Source organism: Sediminicoccus rosea, assembly GCF_033547095.1.
GTDB lineage: Bacteria > Pseudomonadota > Alphaproteobacteria > Acetobacterales > Acetobacteraceae > Roseococcus > Roseococcus rosea.
This window is the reverse complement of the sequence record NZ_CP137852.1, coordinates 1,994,793-2,010,635: the sequence shown is the minus strand read 5'-3', so window position 1 is coordinate 2,010,635 and position 15,843 is coordinate 1,994,793. Positions and strand designations below refer to the sequence as shown.

The 15,843-nt window shown below is 71.3% G+C and carries 16 protein-coding genes; 4 read left to right on the top strand and 12 right to left on the bottom strand.

The genetic code is table 11. From position 1 onward, the window contains the following. Positions 1–40 precede the first annotated feature (40 nt). From R9Z33_RS09645 to R9Z33_RS09625, 5 genes are all read right to left on the bottom strand, one after another. A complete protein-coding gene (locus tag R9Z33_RS09645; RefSeq protein WP_318651080.1) occupies positions 41–1,021 on the bottom strand; it encodes a Bug family tripartite tricarboxylate transporter substrate binding protein in 981 nt (326 codons plus the stop codon). 101 nt (positions 1,022–1,122) lie between these two features. Then, positions 1,123–2,121: a Bug family tripartite tricarboxylate transporter substrate binding protein gene (locus R9Z33_RS09640; RefSeq protein ID WP_318651079.1), complete on the bottom strand. Its 999-nt coding sequence runs from the start codon at positions 2,119–2,121 to the stop codon at positions 1,123–1,125. A gap of 51 nt (positions 2,122–2,172) precedes the next feature. Continuing rightward, the gene (locus R9Z33_RS09635) at positions 2,173–3,726 is read right to left on the bottom strand and encodes a cryptochrome/photolyase family protein (RefSeq protein ID WP_318651078.1); all 1,554 of its coding nucleotides are present in this window, start codon (positions 3,724–3,726) and stop codon (positions 2,173–2,175) included. After that, positions 3,713–4,321 carry a DUF6134 family protein gene (locus R9Z33_RS09630; protein ID WP_318651077.1) on the bottom strand — a complete coding sequence of 203 codons (609 nt, stop codon included), beginning with the start codon at positions 4,319–4,321 and terminating at the stop codon, positions 3,713–3,715. Before R9Z33_RS09630 ends, R9Z33_RS09635 begins: the two co-directional genes overlap by 14 nt. A gap of 3 nt (positions 4,322–4,324) precedes the next feature. After that, positions 4,325–5,053 (bottom strand): SDR family NAD(P)-dependent oxidoreductase, encoded by a 729-nt coding sequence (locus R9Z33_RS09625; RefSeq protein WP_318651076.1) that lies wholly within the window; start codon positions 5,051–5,053, stop codon positions 4,325–4,327. Positions 5,054–5,170: 117 nt separating this feature from the next. On the opposite strand from R9Z33_RS09625, the gene R9Z33_RS09620 reads away from it, so the two are divergent. The 4 genes from R9Z33_RS09620 to gltA all read left to right on the top strand — a co-directional run bounded on the left by R9Z33_RS09620 (position 5,171) and on the right by gltA (position 9,176). Further along, positions 5,171–5,704 (top strand): SixA phosphatase family protein, encoded by a 534-nt coding sequence (locus R9Z33_RS09620; protein ID WP_318651075.1) that lies wholly within the window; start codon positions 5,171–5,173, stop codon positions 5,702–5,704. Positions 5,705–5,868: 164 nt separating this feature from the next. Then, entirely contained in the window at positions 5,869–7,089 is a 1,221-nt protein-coding gene (locus R9Z33_RS09615; RefSeq protein WP_318651074.1) for a CHAD domain-containing protein, read from the top strand. 55 nt (positions 7,090–7,144) lie between these two features. After that, positions 7,145–7,708, top strand: a complete 564-nt coding sequence (locus R9Z33_RS09610) for a thermonuclease family protein (RefSeq protein WP_318651073.1) — start codon at positions 7,145–7,147, stop codon at positions 7,706–7,708. Between the two features lie 166 nt (positions 7,709–7,874). Continuing rightward, entirely contained in the window at positions 7,875–9,176 is a 1,302-nt protein-coding gene (gene gltA / locus R9Z33_RS09605) for a citrate synthase (protein WP_318651072.1), read from the top strand. Between the two features lie 97 nt (positions 9,177–9,273). Here the strand turns inward: gltA and pcaB are convergent, their stop codons facing one another. The 7 genes from pcaB to R9Z33_RS09570 all read right to left on the bottom strand — a co-directional run bounded on the left by pcaB (position 9,274) and on the right by R9Z33_RS09570 (position 15,834). After that, positions 9,274–10,626 (bottom strand): 3-carboxy-cis,cis-muconate cycloisomerase, encoded by a 1,353-nt coding sequence (pcaB, locus tag R9Z33_RS09600; protein ID WP_318651071.1) that lies wholly within the window; start codon positions 10,624–10,626, stop codon positions 9,274–9,276. Positions 10,627–10,628: 2 nt separating this feature from the next. Further along, positions 10,629–11,162, bottom strand: a complete 534-nt coding sequence (gene pcaG, locus R9Z33_RS09595; protein ID WP_318651070.1) for a protocatechuate 3,4-dioxygenase subunit alpha — start codon at positions 11,160–11,162, stop codon at positions 10,629–10,631. Beyond that, on the bottom strand, positions 11,162–11,890 hold the full coding sequence (gene pcaH / locus R9Z33_RS09590; protein ID WP_318651069.1) for a protocatechuate 3,4-dioxygenase subunit beta: 729 nt from the start codon (positions 11,888–11,890) through the stop codon (positions 11,162–11,164). Before pcaH ends, pcaG begins: the two co-directional genes overlap by 1 nt. Positions 11,891–11,899: 9 nt before the next feature. Beyond that, on the bottom strand, positions 11,900–13,222 hold the full coding sequence (locus R9Z33_RS09585) for a TRAP transporter large permease (RefSeq protein WP_318651068.1): 1,323 nt from the start codon (positions 13,220–13,222) through the stop codon (positions 11,900–11,902). Beyond that, positions 13,222–13,644 carry a TRAP transporter small permease gene (locus R9Z33_RS09580; RefSeq protein WP_318651067.1) on the bottom strand — a complete coding sequence of 141 codons (423 nt, stop codon included), beginning with the start codon at positions 13,642–13,644 and terminating at the stop codon, positions 13,222–13,224. Before R9Z33_RS09580 ends, R9Z33_RS09585 begins: the two co-directional genes overlap by 1 nt. Positions 13,645–13,712: 68 nt before the next feature. After that, positions 13,713–14,762: a TRAP transporter substrate-binding protein gene (locus tag R9Z33_RS09575; RefSeq protein ID WP_318651066.1), complete on the bottom strand. Its 1,050-nt coding sequence runs from the start codon at positions 14,760–14,762 to the stop codon at positions 13,713–13,715. A gap of 94 nt (positions 14,763–14,856) precedes the next feature. Further along, complete coding sequence (locus R9Z33_RS09570) at positions 14,857–15,834, bottom strand: DUF4424 family protein (RefSeq protein WP_318651065.1); 978 nt, start codon at positions 15,832–15,834, stop codon at positions 14,857–14,859. Between the last annotated feature and the right edge of the window lie 9 nt (positions 15,835–15,843).

Below are 15,843 nucleotides of genomic sequence, written 5' to 3'. Positions count from 1 at the left end.
GCGTTCCTCCTGCGTTGAAGGTGCGCAGCATCCCGCCGCGTCAATTCCCCTGCAAGTCGAGCTGGGCGATGAAGGCCTGGCGCAGGGGCAGTTCGGCATCCCAGAACCGCGCGAAATCCTCGGGCGTCGGGTCGGGGTTCGGCAGCACGCCATTGGCCAGCATGCCGTTGCGGATCGGCAGGGCTTCCAGGGCGCGGCCGAAGGCGGCGTTCAGCCGCGCCGCATCGCCCGCCGGCAGCCCGGCGCGCGCCACGATGCCCCACCACTCCATCACCTCCAGCCGGAAGTCGGGGCGCAGCTCGGCCAAGGTGGGCACCCGCTCCAGCTCCCGCGTCCAGACGGCGCGATGGCCGCTGGTGACGAAGAGCGGCCGCAGGCGGCCCTGCTGGATTCCCGGCACGGCGGCGGCGGCCGGCAGCAGGGCGAAGCCGACCTCGCCCCGCGCGAGGGCCAGCATGAGGACGTTGCCGCCCGCCTCGTAATGCCGCGGGGCGGGCATCGGACCCGCGGTCAGCTCGCGCCAGATCCGGATGAGGCATTGGTGGCTGAGCGAGCCCTGCCCCGGCGTGCCCAGCGGCACCGCCCCGGGGTCGGCCGCCAGCGCCGCGCGCGCGGCGGCCGCATCCTGCCAGGGGCTTGAAGCCGGCACGCAGCCGACGAGCGGCGACATCCCGATCCGCGTGATGGGCTGGAAGTCCTCGCGCGGGCGGAAGGGCAGCGCCACGCCGGGCAGGCCGGTGAACAGCGCCGAGGTGCTGACCAGCAGCGTGTCGCCATGGGCCGGCGCGGCGAGCAGCGCGACCCCGGCCTCCAACCCCGCACCGCCGGTCACGGATTCGATCTCCACCGGCCGGCCCAGCTCCTGGCCGGCCGCGCGGCCGATGGCCTGCAGCAGCGGGCCGCCATCCTCCGCGCGGGCGAAGGTGAGCATCACCCGCAGCGGCGGCCGGGTGGCGAGGGCAGGAGTCGCGAGGCCGAGCCAGGCGAGGGAAGGCAGCGCGCGACGCGAAAGGGCGGTCATTCAGATTCTCCGAAGGCGGAGAACCAAATCACAAACCGCGACGCCGAAAAAGTGAAATGTCTCTGATTTTTCGACAATCCGCCGGGCGGCAGGTCCGCCGCCTATTCGGCGACGGCGCCCGAAGCCTCGACCAGCTCGCGCCAGACCGGCACCTGCGAACGCCAGAACTCGCCGAAGGCGGCGGGCGTCGCATCCGGCATGGGCTGGATGGTGAGGCCGAGCAGGCGCGTGCGCACCTCCTCCATCGCCAGCACGCGGGCGATCGCGCCATGCATGGTGGCGATCGCGGGCTCCGGCGTGCCGGTCGCGGCGACGACGCACCACCAGTTCAGCGCATCAATGCCCGAGCCGGGCAGCAATTCGCCCATGCTCGGCACATTCGCGATCTCGGGCACGTAGTCCACGCGCCCCGCGCTGCCCACGGCGAGCGCGCGGAAGCGGCCCTCGCGCACATGCGGCAGCAGGGCGGGCATCACGTCGAACATCATGTCGATATTGCCCGAGATGAGGTCCTGGATGGCGGGGCCGCCGCCGCGATAGGGCACATGCGTCATGTCGGCATTGGTCTGCCGCTTCACGCGCTCGAAGAAGAGGTGGCTGATGGTGCCGGTGCCGCTGCTGCCCATGGTCACGCGGCCCGGGTTGCGGCGGGCGAATTCGATCTGCTCCTGGAAGGTCCGCCAGGGGCGCTGGGCGTTCACCACCCAGAGCAGCGTGCCGATGCCCACGCGCGTGACCGGCGTGAAGTCGCGCAGCGGCACGAAGGGCATGCGGTTGCCGTAGAGATAGGTGTTGGCCGTGAGCACATTGGCCGAGGTGAGCAGCCAGGTGTGGCCGTCCTTCTCCGCCTGGATCACCGACTGCGCGCCGATATTGCCGCCGGCGCCGGGGCGGTTCTCCACCACCACGGTCTGGCCGAGGATCGGCTGCAGCCGCTCGGCCATCAGGCGGGCGATGATGTCATTCGCACCGCCCGGCGCGATGGGAACCACGATGCGGACCGTGCGGCTCGGCATCCAGGCCTGGGCCAGGGCGGGTGCGGAGAGGAGCGGGGCGCCGAGCGCCCCCAGGATCAGGCTGCGGCGGGGGGTATGGGGCATCGGCGGAACTCTCCTGCGTTGGATCCCTTCAACCGCGCGGGGCCCCGCAGGTCAAGGCAAGGATGACGTTCTCTCCAGGAATTTGCCGGCCTCCACCCGCATCGCGGCGAGCTTCTCCGGCGCCATCTTCCGCAACCCGTTCAGCGGCATGGCCATGCGCGGATTCGTGGCGAAATCCTCCGCGTGGCGCGCGATGAAATCCCAGTAGAGGAAGTTGAACGGACAGGCGCCCTCGCCCGTCGCGCGCTTCACATCATAACGGCAGCGGGCGCAATGATTGCCCATGCGGTTGATGTAGGCGCCGCTTGCCGCATAGGGCTTGCTCGCCATCACGCCGCCATCGGCATGCAGCGCCATGCCATGGGTGTTGGGCAGTTCCACCCATTCGAAGGCATCGGCATAGACGGCGAGGTACCATTCCTGCACCTGGAGCGGGTCGATCCCCGCCAGCAGCGCGAAATTGCCGGTGACCATGAGGCGCTGGATGTGGTGGGCATAGGCGAGGTCGCGCGTCTGGCCGATCGCCGCATCCATGCAGCGCATTCCGGAATCGCCCCGCCAGTAGAAGCCGGGCAGCGGGCGATGCGCGCCCAGCGAATTGGTCGCGCCATAGCCCGGCATCTTGAACCAGTAGAGGCCGCGCACGTATTCGCGCCAGCCCAGCACCTGGCGGATGAAGCCCTCGGCCGCGTTCAGCGGCACGCGCCCCGCGCGATAGGCGGCCTCGGCCGCCGCGCAGACCTCGCGCGGCAGCAGCAGGCCGATATTGAGGCTGGTCGAGACCAGGCTGTGGAACAGCGTCGCCTCGCCCTCGGCCAGCGCGTCCTGGTAGTCGCCGAAGCGGGGCAGGCGCTCGGTGATGAAGGAATCGAGCGCGCGCCGCGCCTCGGCCGCGGTCACCGGCCAGTTGAAGCCCGAGAGGCTGCCGAAATGCGCGGGGAATTCGCGCGCGACCAGCGCCGTCACCTCCTGGGTGATCCCGTCCGGCGCGAAGCGGGGCGGCGCGGGCGGGACGAGGCCCTTGGGCAGCGGCTTGCGGTTCTCCGCATCATAGTTCCAGGCGCCGCCCTCGGGCTCGCTCCCCTGCATGAGGAAGCCCGTGGCGCGGCGCATCTCGCGGTAGAAGAACTCCATGCGGAGCTGCTTCTTCCCTTGCGCCCAGCGGCGGAAGAAGCCGAGATCGGCCAGGAAGCGCGTGTCGTCCCGGATCTCGACCGGCAGGCCGAGCGCCGCCTCCCACCCCTCCATCTCCTGCCGCACCCGCCATTCGCCGGGTTCCGTCGCGATGAGGCGGGCGGGCTTGTGGCGGGCCACGGCGCGCGCCACCTCGCCCGAGAAGCCCTGCGTGTTCGCCGGGTCATCCAGGCGGATGTAGTCCACCCGCACGCCGCGCGATTCCAGCGCGCGGGCGAAATGCCGCATGGCGGAGAGGATCAGCGCGATCTTCTGCGGATGATGCGGCACATAGGTGCATTCGCCCCGCACCTCCATCATCAGCACCACGTCCCGCGCGGGGTCGAGATCCTCGAGCGCCGAGAGCGAGGCCGAGCACTGGTCGCCCAGGACGAGCCTCAGGCAGGGCGACTCGGGGTCAGGCCGCGGCATAGATCACGGTGCTGCCGTCATCGCCCTTGACCTGATAGGCGGTCCAGCGGCCCGAGGCGTCGAATTCCAGCACGGCCTCGATCTCGCCCGCCGTGCGCCAGCGCACCCCCTGCCCCAGCGCCTCGCGCGTCCAGCGCAGGTCGAGCGGCTTGCCGGTGGTGGTGCCGAAGAGCGGCACGGAACCGCCGAAGCGCTGCGGCTCCCACCAGGCGAGCGGCACGGCCTGCGCCGGCAGGTTCAAGGCCCCCTCCGGCCCGCGCAGAGTCACGCCCTGCGCCCCGGCCTGCGCCTCCACCTCGGTGATGGCGCCGTTGCGGTTGAGGCTGGAGCGCACCGAGACGAAGCGCCCGCCGCGGCTCACCTCGGTCAGGCGATGCTCGTAGCGGAACACCACCACGCCCATGACGCGCGGCGTGACGAGATTCTCGGAGACGGTGATCCGCTCGCCGCCGCGCTCGGTGAAGCTGATGTTGTGCGTGCCGATCGCCGTGCCGTTGCGCATGACGCGCCAGCGATAATCGGCCGGCGCCTGCGCGAGGGCGGGGCCCGCGGCCAGCGGTGCCAGCAGCATCGGCAGGTTGCGTCGTGCGATCATGTGTCATCCGGCCTTGGTGCGGAGGGTGGAGCGTCCGCCATCCACCGCGATCACCTGGCCGGTGATCCAGCCGGCGGCGGACGAGAGCAGCATATCGGCCATCGCCGCAATGTCATCCGCCTCCCCCAGGCGCGGCAGCGGATGCAGACGCGCGATCGCCTCCGCCATGGCCGGGTTCCGCGTCAACGGCTCGGCCATGGCGGTGCGGGTGAGGCTGGGCGCGATGCAGTTCACCCGGATGGCGGGGGCGAGTTCGGCGGCCAGCGCGACCGTCATGCCCTCCACCGCCGCCTTGGCCGCGGCGATGGCGAGGTGGTTGGTGAAGCCCGTCCGCGCCGCCACCGTGCTGAACAGCACGACGCTGCCGCCCGCGGCTGAAAGCGCGGGGGCCGCCGCCTGCACCGCCAGGGCCGCCGCCACCGCATTCAGCCGGAACGTGTCCATCATCTCCGCCTCGGTGGTCCGCAGCGCGGGCTTCAGCAGGATCGAACCGACGCAGAAGGCGAGGCCCGAGAGCGGCCCGCCCAGCCCCTGGATCGCGGCCTTCAGCGCCGCGCCATCGGTCACGTCCGCCACCACGCTCTCGGCGCCCGGCCATTCGGCGGCAAGCGCCGCGAGCCGCCCGGCATCGCGTGCCAGCAGCACGGGCCGGGCGCCGCGCGCCGCCACCCGCCGCGCCAGCGCGGCACCCACGCCGCCCGTGGCCCCCAGGATCAACACCCGCTCCGTCATGAAAATTCCACACTCCCGCGAAGAGGCCGCAGAGGTGGTGTCATCCGCCCATTCGGGAAGCCCCGGCCCTCAAGGGGACGGGACAGGCGGGCGGAGGCGTGCCATCATCGCCGTGCCATGCGCCAGCTCCTGCTGCTCCGGCACGCCAAATCCTCCTGGGATGACGCGATGCTCTCCGACCACGCCCGCCCGCTCAACGCACGCGGGCGGCAGGCGGCGGCTGCCATGGCGGCGCAGATGCAGGAGCTGGGCCTCGCGCCCGACATCGTCCTCGTCTCCTCCGCGCGGCGCACGCTGCAGACGCTGGAGGCGCTGCAGCCCATGGAAAGCTCGCCCATCATCGAGGTGATGGACGACCTTTACCTCGCCCCGTGGCAGCGCCTGATGGACACGCTGCGGACCATGCCGGAGACGGCGCGCTCGGTGCTGCTGATCGGCCATAATCCGGGCCTGCATGAGCTGGGGCTCGCGCTGATGGGCCCGGCCGGGGCGGCGCTGGGCGGCGTGCATGCAAGGCGCCTCTCCGAGGGCTACCCGACCGGGGCGCTGGCCGAATTCACCATCGCGGGCCCCTGGCGACAATTGCAGGATGGCGGCGGCCGGCTGGTGCGCTTCGTCGCGCCCCGGGACCTGCCGGAGGTGGCGGCCTGATCCTCGAGCTGGCCCCCTGGGAGACACCGGGGGCCGCGCCCCCGCGCTGCCCCCGGCATCCGCGCCTCGCGGCGCCGCGCTGGCAGCCGCACCGGGTCACCTGGCTGCGCGCCGAGGGCGCGGAGGCCCCCCTCCTCGCGCGGCGCAACCGAAGCTGGCACGCGGTGACCCCCCTGCCGCCCGAGGGCATGCCGGCCTGGCCCGGCATGCTCCCGCCGCCCCAGCCGGTGGCCGCCGATGCCGCGGCCCTGCCGCTCGCCCGCTTCACCGGCCGCCGCGCCGTCCTGGCCACCGGCGTCACCTGGATCGAGGGGCGCATCGAGGCGGGCGGCCAGGCCCAGCGCATCGCCCGGCTGGTGCTGGAGGGCGAGCCGGCCGAGGTGCTCGCCCTTGCAGCCGAACTGGCCGAGGCCCTGCCGCTGCTCCCCGCCCATCACGGCCTGGACGAGGCGGCGCTGGCCCTGGCCGAGAGCCGCCCGCCCCGCCCCCGCCGCCAGGGCCCGGCGAGCCTCGCGGGGGCCGAGACCAGCCACGCCGCCTTCCGCGCTGCCCTCGCCCATCTGCTCGACGTGATCCTGGCCGAGTCGCCCGGCTGCCGCCCGGGCGCCGGCCCGCGCGGCGTGCACCAGACGCGCGTCGCGCTGCGGCGCCTGCGCTCGCTGCTCCGGCTCTTCCGGCCGGTGCTGGACGGGCCCGCCTGGCGCGCATGGGACGGGCAGCTGCGCGAGGTGGCCCAGGCGCTCGGCGCTGCGCGCGACTGGGACGTATTCCTCGCGGGAATCGGCCCCGGGACCCTGGCGGCGCTGGACGGCGATGCCCGGGTGAAGCGCCTGCTGGCCGCCGCCGGGCGGGAGCGCGACGCCGCCTATGCGGCGCTCGGGCAGTTCCTGGCCTCCCCCGGCTTTCGCGTGGCGATCCTGCGCGGGATGCAGCTTGGCCTTCTCCAGGCCCCGGCCACGCCCGACCCGCCGCTTGCCCCCTTCGCCGCCGGGGTGCTCCGCAAGCGCTGGAAGCGGCTGAAGGCGGCCGGCTCCGCCATGGCGGAGCTGGACGCGACCGCGCTGCACGAGATGCGCCTCGACGCGAAGCGCCTGCGCTACGCGGCCGAGCCCTTCGCCGCCCTCTGGCCGGGCCGCGCCGCACGGCGCTTCGCGCGGCGCCTGGCCGAGCTGCAGGAGGCGCTGGGCCTCGCCAATGACGCGACGGTGGCGGCGCAGCTGGCGCGCCGGCTGGCCGGGCGGGGGGCGGGCGGATTCGCGATCGGCACGGTCACGGGCTTCGCGGCAGGGCGCGCGGAGGGGAGCCGAATCGCCGCGATCGCGGCCTGGAACCGCCTGCGGAAGGCCGGCCCGTTCTGGAAGTCACCGGAAAACCACGATTTGTAATATGGCGAAACAAGCGGGTTGCCAGGGCCCTTGATGGTGGTTTAACCAAACCTGCATGCGCCGCCGGAAAATTTACAAACCCACCCGCTCGCCCCGCCGCTGGGGCCGCGCCTTCGTGGTGGGCGCGACGGCGCTTCTGGGCGGTGGCCTGGTGTCGCTCGGCCTGCCCGGCCAGCTGATGGGCTCCGCCCCCGGCAGCCAGGACTGGTCCACCCCCAATGCGCAGATCCGCATCGTGGACGGCGACACGCTTCGCCTGGGTGACCGCATGCTCCGCCTGCACGGCGTCGAGGCGCCGGAGCGCGGGCAATTCTGCACCGACGCGCAGGGCCGCCTCTATGATTGCGGCACCGCCGCAGCGGCCGTCCTGGCGGATCTTGTGGGTGAGCGGGCGGTGGATTGCCGCGTCGCGGGCCGGGACCGCTTCGGCCGGGCGCTGGGCGCCTGCCGCGCCGGCACCATCGACCTCAACGCCTCCATGGTGGCGGCAGGCTGGGCGCTGGCCGATTCCGGCGCCGTCCCCGTCCTCGCCCAATATGAGACGGCCGCGCGCCAGGCACAGCGCGGCCTGTGGACCGGCGGCTTCGAGCCGCCCGCGCATTGGCGCCGCGGCCACTGAGCCCAGAGGCGGGGGCGTGCACCCCGTTTTCACCTTCGCATGACATGCAGGACGATCCGCCGGCGAGAGTCGGATGGACAAGTCTGCTGACCTGCCTACACTGCAATGCAACATCGCGCGGGCGGCTTACGCCCCGCGCCCCCAACCTGTTGAGGAAGGCCGCACCATGAGCAAGACCGGCTCGATCACCGTCACCATCGAGGGCAGCAACAGCAGCACGACCCTGCCGCTGCTCGGCGGCACGCTCGGCCCGCAGGTGGCCGACATCCGCAAGCTCTATTCGAGCCTCGGCATCTTCACCTACGACCCCGGCTACGGCGAGACGGCGAGCTGCGAGAGCAAGATCACCTACATCGACGGCGATGCGGGCGTTCTGATGTACCGCGGCTACCCGATCGAGCAGCTGGCCGAGAAGTCCGACTTCATCGAGGTCTGCTACCTGCTGATGAACGGCGATCTGCCGAACAAGGCCGAGCTCGAGAAGTTCCGCAAGGACGTCACCTACCACACGATGGTGCACGAGCAGATCCGCCGCTTCTTCGACGGCTTCCGCCGCGACGCGCACCCGATGGCGATCATGTGCGGCGTGGTCGGCGCGCTGGCCGCCTTCTACCACGACAACCTCGACATCAATGATCCGCGCCAGCGCGAGGTCGCGGCCTTCCGGCTGATCGCCAAGGTGCCGACCATCGCCGCCATGGCCTACAAGTACGCGCTCGGCCAGCCCTTCGTGTATCCGCAGAACAAGCTGAGCTACGCGGCCAACTTCCTCTACATGCTCAACACCGTCCCGGCCGAGCCCTACGAGGTCTCCCCGGTGCTGGAGCGCGCGATGGACCGCATCCTGGTCCTGCACGCCGACCATGAGCAGAACGCCTCCACCTCGACCGTGCGCCTCGCCGGCTCCACGGGCGCCAACCCCTTCGCCTGCATCGCCGCCGGCATCGCGGCGCTCTGGGGTCCTGCCCATGGCGGTGCGAATGAGGCGGTGCTGAAGATGCTGGCCGAGATCGGCACGCCGGACAAAATCCCCGCCTTCATCGAGAAGGTGAAGGACAAGAATTCCGACGTGAAGCTCATGGGCTTCGGTCACCGGGTCTACAAGAACTTCGACCCCCGCGCGAAGATCATGAAGGAGACCTGCCACGAGGTGCTGGCCGAGCTCGGCATCAAGGACGAGCCGCTGCTCGACATGGCGATGGAGATGGAGCGCATCGCGCTGACGGACGACTACTTCATCTCGCGCAAGCTCTACCCGAACGTGGATTTCTATTCGGGCATCATCCTCAAGGCGATGGGCATCCCGACCTCGATGTTCACCGTGATCTTCGCCGTGGCGCGCACCGTCGGCTGGGTGAGCCAGTGGAAGGAAATGATCGAGGATCCGAGCCAGCGCATCGGCCGTCCCCGCCAGATCTACACGGGCGCCGGCGCGCGCGACTACAAGCCGATGGCCGAACGCGGCTGAGGCCGCTCCTCCCGGCGGCCCCGGTTCCGGGGCCGCGCGGGGCTTTTGTCAGCGCGCCGCCACGCGTCTTCCCAGCGCGTCGCGGCACGATGTCTTTTCAGCGCGTGGCCACGCGGGCCAGCACCTGGTCCACGAAGAGCGTGGCGCTCCCCAGATAATTCTCCGGGTTGCACAGCGCGCGCAGCCGCGCCGGATCCACCCGCGCCGCGATCTCGCGATCCTGCTCCAGCGCCGTCACCAGCGGGATGCCGCGGGCGATGGCGAGGTCGCAGGCACGGTTGACGATGTGGTGCGCCTCGCCACGGCCCAGGATGGGGGCGAGGCCCATCATCACCTGCTCGGCCGCGATCAGCCCGCCCGTCGCGGCCAGGTTGCGCAGCATGCGGGCGGGATCCACCACCAGCCCCTCGGCCAGGAAGCGCGCCTGGGCCAGCGCGCCATGGGTCAGGTTGAAGGCCTGGCCGATCGCCAGCGCCTCGGCCTGCCAGGGCCCGGTGCCACGCTCCAGATCCTGCGCCATCGCCGCCATCATCTGCGGCACCAGCGCATGCACGCCGCGCGACTGCGCGAGGATGTACTCGCAGGCGATCGGGTTGCGCTTCTGCGGCATGGTGGAGGAGCCGCCGCGCCCTGTCACATGCGGCTCGTTCACCTCGCCCACCTCGGTCTGCATCAGCAGCATCACGTCGGTCGCGATCTTCGACAGCGCGCCGCTGAGCAGGCCGAGGAAGGACACCGCCTCGGCAAAGCCGTCGCGCGCCACATGCCAGGGGATGTCCGGGCAGGCGAGGCCAAGCTCGGCCGCCAATTCGCGATGCACGGCGAGCCCTTGCTCGCCCAGCGAGGCGAGCGTGCCCGCGGCACCGCCGAACTGCACGCGCTCGACGCGCGGGCGCAGCTGCTCCAGCCGCTCCAGCATGGTGATGAGGGGCGAGAGCCAGACCGCGACCTTGTAGCCGAAGGTTACCGGCAGCGCGTGCTGCAGATGGGTTCGCCCGGCCATGATGGTGCCGCGATGGCGCTGCGCCATGGCCGCGAAGCCGCCGATCACCGCGATCAACTCGGCGCGGATCAGCGCCAGGCCCTGGCGCATCTGCAGCACGACGGCGGTGTCCATGATGTCCTGCGTGGTGGCGCCCCAATGCGTCCAGCGGCCCGCCTCATGGCCCGAGAGCGCGGTGAGCTGCTTCACGAGGCCGACCACGGGGTAGCCCGTGTTGCGCGTGGCATCGCCCAGCGCCTGGAGGTCGAGCTTGTCCACCTGGGCGGCGAGCGTGATGGCGGCGGCCGCCTCGACCGGCACGATGCCGAGGCGCGCCTGCGCGCGGGCGAGTGCCGCCTCCACATCCAGCATGCGCTGGAGAAAGGCGCGCTCGCTCATCGCGCTGCGCATGGCATCCGTGCCGTAGAGCACGCCCATCACGGGGGAATCGGCGGGGTTCACAGGCATGATCAGATATCCAGGAAAACGGTTTCGGCGCCGCCACGCAGGCGGATGTCGAGCTGCCAGGTGCCGGGGGCGGTGGGTTCGGCGATCAGCGTGGCGCGGCGTTCGGCCGGCACCAGCGCCAGCAGCGGGTCCGCCTCGTTCAGCGGCTCGCCGGCGAAGTAGAGGCGCGTCGTGACATGGCTCAGCAGGCCGCGCGCGAAGATCGCGATCTGCACATGCGGCGCCTGCAGCGTGTTGCCGCGGCCGGGCACCGGGCCGGGCTTCAGCGTCGTGAAGCGGAAGCGCCCCTCGGCATTGGTGGCGCAGCGGCCGAAGCCCTGGAATTCGGCGTCATAACGCCCGGCCGGGTCAGCGTGCCAGATCTCGACCATGGCATCCGTCACCAGCGCGCCATCGCCATCGGTGATGGTGCCCTCGATCACGATGCGCTCGCCTTGCGCGCCCGCATTCGGGCCACCCTCGCGCAGCACATCGGCCCAGGCGGGGAAGTCGATCATATGCCAGTAGGGACCGGCGGTCTGGTGGGCGGTGGCCATCAGTGGTGATCCCCCCCCTGGGCAGACATGTCTTCGAAGGGTGTGGCCGCCGGGCCGCGCAGCGTGATGTCGAAGCGATAGCCCAGCGCCCATTCGGGCTCGGTCACCTCGAGGTCGAACCGCGCGACCAGGCGCTGGCGGGCCTCTTCGTCGGCCGTGGTGTTGAAGATGGGATCGAGCGGCAGCAGCGGGTCGCCCGGGAAATACATCTGGGTGATCATCCGTTGGGCGAAGCCCTGGCCGAAGAGGCCGAAATGGATGTGCACCGGCCGCCAGGCATTGTGGTGGTTGCGCCAGGGATAGGCGCCGGGGCGGATGGTGGTGAAGCGGTAGCGCCCCTCGGCATCGGTGAAGATGCGGGCATGCCCCTCGAAATTCGGGTCGAGCGGCGCGTCATGGTCGTCGCGCACATGGTGGTAGCGGCCGGCCGCATTGGCCTGCCAGACCTCGACCATGCTGTTGGCGACGGGCCGCCCCGCCTCGTCCAGCACGCGGCCGGCGACGATCATGCGCTCGCCCATCGCGGCCTTGCCGTTGTGCACGGACATGTCGGCCTGCACGGGGTAGTGCATGGGCGTGAGGCGCGGGGAGCTGGCCTCCGTCAACGTGTGCGGCGCACGGATGGGCGCCAGCAGCGGCGCACGCGATTGCGTGCTGCGATAGGCCGGGCTGTCCAGCGGCGGCTGGGAGCCGGGCGCCGGGCGGGCGTAGGGGATGGGGTCGGACATGGTCTGATCCTAGGTCAGAAGTCGCACCAGCCATAGGCTGAGCGCGGGGAAGGCCACGCAGAGGACGAGGCGCAGCAGGTCGGTCGCCAGGTATGGCAGGACGCCCCGATAGGTCTGGGAGATCGGGATGTCGCGGGCGATGGCGGAGATGACGAAGACGTTCAGCCCGATGGGCGGCGCCGTCAGCCCGATGCCGACGACGACAAGGACGAGGATGCCGAACCAGATCGCCGTCTCCTCCGTCGTCATGCCGAAATCCAGCGCGGTGATGACAGGGAAGAAGACCGGGAGCGTCAGCAGGATCATCGCCAGCTCATCCATCACGGCACCGAGGATGATGTAGGTGAGCAGCAGCGCCACCAGCACGCCATAGGGCGGGAAATCCTGGTCCGTCACCCACATCGCCAGCAGGTCCGGCGCCTGGGAGAGGGCGAGGAAGGCGTTGAACACCTCGGCGCCGAGCAGGATGGCGAAGATCATGGCGCTCGTCTCGGCGGTGCCGAGCAGGGCGGCGCGGATCTCGCGCAGCGGCAGGCTGCCGCGCAGCAGGCCCACCAGCAGCACGCCGATGCAGCCCACGGCGGCACTCTCGGTCGGCGTGAAGACGCCGCCATAGATGCCGCCCACCACCATCACCGCGATGACCAGCACCGGGATCACGTTGCGGAAGGCGCGCGCGCGCTCACCCGGCTCCAGCGGCGGGGCGGGCGGGCCGAGTTCCGGGCGCAGCTTCATCCAGAGCCAGATGGCGGCGAGGTAGAAGGCAGTGGCCATCAGCCCCGGGATGAGCGCGGCCATGAAGAGCTTGGCGATGTTCTGCTCGGTGCTGATCGCATAGACGACGAGGATGACCGAGGGCGGGATGAGGATGCCGAGCGTGCCGCCCACCGCGATGGTCCCGGTGGCGAAGCCCGGCGCATAGCCGAAGCGCCGCAATTCCGGCAGCGCCGCGCGCCCGAAGGTGGCCGTGGTGGCGACGGAGCTGCCGCAGACCGCGCCGAAGGCCGCACTCGCGCCGATCACGCTCATCGCCAGCCCGCCAGGCCGGCGGCCCAGCAAAGCATTGGCGGCCGCGAAGAGGTCCCGCGCCAGCCCGCCGCGCTCGGCCAGCGCGCCCATCAGGATGAAGAGCGGGATGACGCTCAGCGTGTAGTTGGCGAACAGGTGGTAGGGCGTGGTCTTGAGGTAGTTGAACAGCGCCGCCTGGTCGAGGATGTGGACATAGCCCGCCGCCCCCGCGAGCAGCATGGCGAGCGCGATGGGTGCGCGCAGGATGATCAGCGCCATCAGCCCGGCGAAGCCCGTGAGGGCCAGCGCGAATTCCGGCGCCATCAGCCGCGGCCCCGCAGCAGGCGCGGAATGGCGAGCAGCGCGGCGATGCCGGCCAGCGCGAAGCAGAAGGCGCCGATGCCGATGGCCCACCAATAGGGCAGCGCCAGCAGCCCGATGGTCCGCATGCCGTTGCGCCAGGTGTCGAACATGCCCTGCCACATGCGCTCGGCGATGAGCAGCGTGGTCGCGGCCCAGACGAGCGACCAGAACGCATCAATCGCGCCGTTCAGCCGCGCCGGCAGCCAGGCGGTGAAGCTGTCCACCAGGATGTTCGCCCGCGTCACGCTGCCCCAGGCGAGGAAGCTCAGCACCGCAAGGCCGGAGCCCAGCGAGACCAGCTCGAAATCCCCCTTCACCGGCTGGCTGGTGAGCCAGCGCGAGATGACGGAGACCACGGTGAGCAGCGCGGTCGCCAGCAGCACCGCCCCGCCGCAGACGGCGAGCGTCGCCGCCAGGCGGGCGATGGGGCCGCGGGGGAGGCGCGCGTCGCTCAGGCCACACCCTGGCCGTAGCGGGCGATGAGCGCGCGGGTCTGTTCCAGCAGGGCGCCGCCCTGGATGTTGCGTTCGCTCATCGCGCGCACCCAGTTGTCGATCACGGGCTGCGTGGTGCGGGCCCAGCGCTGGGCTTCCTCGGCCGGCAGCTCGACGATGGCGTTGTTGCGCCGGCGGACCATCTGCTCGACGATCGGGCCCTGCTCGTCCCAGACCTTGGCCGCCATGGCGGCGGCCACCTGGCCGGAATTGGCATCCAGCACGCCGCGGAGATCGGCGGGCAGTCCGTCATACTTGGCCTTGTTCATCGCCAGGACGAAGCTCGCCACATAGAAGGTGGGCGAGCCCGCGATCTCGGTGTGGTTGCGGAGCGTCTCATGCAGGCGGATCGCCGGCACCACCTCCCAGGGGACGACGGCGCCATCGATCACGCCCTGCGCCAGCGCCTCGGGCACCTGCGGGATGGGCAGGCCGATGGGCGCGGCGCCGAGCGCGCGCAGCGCCTCGCCCGCCTGGCGGGTCGGGAAGCGCAGCTTCAGGCCGGCCAGGTCCTCCTGCCGGCGCACCTCGCGCCGCGCATGGATCACGCCCGCATCATGCGCCCAGGCGCAGATGATGTGCGTGTCGGCGAATTCCTGGCGGAAGCGCGTCTCGTAGAGTTCCTGCACGACGCGCGCATTCACGCTGGCGCGCTTATGCGCCACGAAGGGCAGCTCGATCACCTCGATGGAGGGGAAGCGGCCCGGCGTATTGCCCGGCAGCGTCCAGATGATGTCCACCACGCCGTCCTTCGCCTGGTCGTAGAGCTGCGGCGGCGCGCCGCCCAGCTGCATGGCGGGGAAGATCTGCACGCGCAGGCGGCCCTGGCTCTCGGCGCTGACCTTCTGCGCCCAGGGCATCAGGAAATGGCGATGCACGTTGGAGACGGCCGGGAGGAAGTGGTGCAGCCGCAGCGTCACCTCCGGCGTCTGAGCCTGCGCCCGGGGTGCGGCGATGAGCGCGGGGGCGGCGAGCGCGCCCAGCAGCGCGGTGCGACGTGTCGTCATGGCCTTGTGGCCTCCCTGGAGCATGTTTCCTTCGCACGTTCTGCCCTGATCCCCGGCCCCGCTCAAGGGCTTTCGCCCCGCCCCGGGCGGTGCCTCAGGGCCGGACGAACTCGACGATGAGGATGTCGAGGTCGCGCGTCGGCGTGAAATCCGTCCGGCGCATCTCGAAGCGGCGCGCATCCAGCCGGCGCACGCCCTCGCCGCAGAAGCTGACGATCGCGGCCGGGTCGCCCTTGTCCACGACGAGGCGGAAATCGCGGATCGGCCCCGCCCAGTTGGCGCCGGGCGTCAGCCGGTATTGCAGCCAGATCTCGCCGTAATCGGCGCCCCGCGCGGCGGGGCGCGTGCGGCGGTCGAAGGCGGCCAGGAACCCGTCCTCCATGCAGTAGCGGGCGCGCAATGCCTGGAATTCCGGCGAGGCGCGCCGCGCGGGCCCAAGCCGCCCACCGACCGAGCCACCGGCGAAGGGCACATAGCTGTGCTGAACCGCGAGGCTGCGCCCGGCCGGAAACACCTGACGGCGCGTCACGCTGGTGCTGACGGTCCAGAGCGGCTCGTCGATATTCGTGCGGCCCTGCTCGAGGGCGCCGATCACCAGCTCCTCGCGCAGCAGGGCGGCGCGCTGCGGCTCGGGCAGGTCGTTCACGCGGCGCTCGAATTCCTCGCCACCCACCAGCGGCAGGCCCAGCGCACGCAGGCGCTCGGTGATGTCCTGGCCCTTGAAATGCGCCCGCTGCACCAGCTCATAGGTCACCGGCCGGCCTTCCACCACCGTGCGGAAATCCAGCTCCCGCCGGTAATCCGGCACGCGCTCCACCGGGCTGTGGGTGAAGTCCGGCAAGGGGAAGGCCACCAGCGTCTCGATGTCGCGATCGGTGGTGTTGGTGAAGAGGTATTCGACACGCACCCGCTCGCGGCTGATGAAAAGCTCCTGCCGGTCGAGGCGGACGGCCTCGCTGCGGACCAGCGCGAGGCCGCCGATGCCGATCGCGGCCATGCTGTCATTGGCCGGCGCGGGGCGCGCGAGGGCGAGGAGCAGGAGGGCTGCAAGGCGGAGGGCGAAGCGAGGCATGGGCCGCAT